The 1,886-nt window shown below is 63.7% G+C and carries 1 protein-coding gene; it reads right to left on the bottom strand.

Going from position 1 to position 1,886, the window contains the following annotated elements:
* Positions 1-1,886, bottom strand: a 1,886-nt coding sequence (locus GGQ85_RS20645; protein ID WP_309776078.1) for a GMC oxidoreductase, incomplete at both ends; no start/stop codon positions are given.

Below are 1,886 nucleotides of genomic sequence, written 5' to 3'. Positions count from 1 at the left end.
TCGATTTGCACTTCAAAGCCCGTGTTCACCGCAACGAAGGCCTGGTTGTTGTAGAGGTCGGAAATACCCGAACCGTCCGGGCGCGGCACGGGCTTGCTCGGGTCCCGGAAGCGGAGGAAGACACCGGAATTGTCGTTGTCGGCGCCGGTCGGGCGCGAGAGCAGGAAGTCGAAGCGCAGGACAAAATTCTCGAACTGCGCGGCGGTGTAGTAGAGCAGGCCGATATCGCCGGAGGGCCGCGCCACCAGCGCCCGGTTGATGACGTCAAACTTGCCTCCGCCACCCGTGGCCATCTTCCAGTTTTTGAACTGCGCGCCGGTGCCGTCGAAAATGTAGGTGAACCCAGCGTCTGGCTTAGCCGCGGGCGGTGGCGGCAGCAACTGGTCGCCAAGTCGGCGTGCCAGCGCGATGCCGGTGAGCATGGGATTCGGTGAGCCGATTGTGGGGAAAAGCGCGGGGCCGGCAACGTAGGCGTTGCGCACTTCGTGGAAGCGACCGTTCGCGTCGGTCACGGATTGGTTTGGATCGTCGCCCATCCGCAGTGTGCCCGCTTCGTGATGCGTGGTGCCGAGGCCATCGCGGCGCCCGCGTCCAGCATCGTCCGAAAACTTGAACGGCAGGATTGTCTTGAGCTGGCTCGTGTTCACACTGGTGGCGATCACCTCTCCGCCTTTGATCACATCCACTTTGTGGCCGTTCGCGAAAATCGCCGCTACATCATCGGCCGCCTGGTCCATAGTGTCCCATAGTTCCTTGTCTTTCTGCGACGGCTCAATCGACACAAAGGCGCGCGGGACGCCAAACTCCGTCTCCGCGTCGGGCCGCACAAAACTCGCCGGATTCAGCGGCTCCATTTCGCCGATGCCCCGCATCGTGATGACGACGTGGGTATCGGTAGCCTTGAGATGCTCCTCGAACTTGTCGATGTCGGGCACTTTCTTGAAGAGCTCCGCCTCCGAGCCGGTCAAGCCGCCACCGCCGCCGGTCGCGGTGATTTGCAGGTGGAAATGCCCGACTCCGCCGCCAACCGCTGCGGAGTAGTGGTGCTGCCCTTTCACAAAGAGCGCAGATGCCTGGAGCGCCTTGGCGGTCGCAGGCAACGATGCCAGTGCGGCGCGCGGCACGCGGATATCGACATTCGAGCGCAGATGCGCAATGAGATTTTCGCCGATGCGCCCGTAAGCCGCGGCCGGCATGCCCTGAAAAGAATGCAGCGCCATCCGGGTGCTCTCGATCGTGGCGAGGGCGATCACCACCACCCCATTAGGCGGCACCGTGAAAGTCCCGCGCTCGGTCACAACTTCGGTCACGCGCAGCTTGCCGCCATCCGGGCTCGTCTTAAGAGCATTGACGCGGCAGCGCGGTACAATCATCAGCCGCTTCTTCACGTCATCGTTCTTCGACTCGGAGGCCGCCTCGCGCGCCGCCTTCATCAGCAACGGCGTGGCGCTGAATTTATTAAAAGGGAAAAAGCCCGCGTGCCCCGCCTGCCCTTGCACCGCGAGGGGCGCTTCCAGCTTGAGCTCGTCCTTGAGCTGCTGCGTCGGTGGCGGCGTGGACGTCGGCGGCCGGCCAAGGAGCGTGAGCAGCTCCGCATCGCTCGGCGGTGACGCGCTGAAACGCACCGCTGGATGATCTGGCAGCGATCCGAGCGCGATGGCCCCGGTGACGGTGCCGATCCCAGCTTTGAGCTGCTCGCGCAAGACCCGCTGCAGATCGCCGAAGATGAAATCGTTCGTCTGCGTTACGCCGATCTGATCGCTCGCCTGCCAGAAATAGCCGTGCGAGCCGTCTGGCAGCGTCGTCGCCTGCAAATCGCCAACGACCTTCGCTGGCCATGTGGCGGGCAGTTCGCTGCTGAGCAGTTCCGGCGACCAGCCACCCCA

Source organism: Nitrobacter vulgaris (assembly GCF_031453995.1).
Lineage (GTDB): Bacteria > Pseudomonadota > Alphaproteobacteria > Rhizobiales > Xanthobacteraceae > Nitrobacter > Nitrobacter vulgaris.
This window is presented reverse-complemented; position numbering and strand designations above follow the sequence as displayed.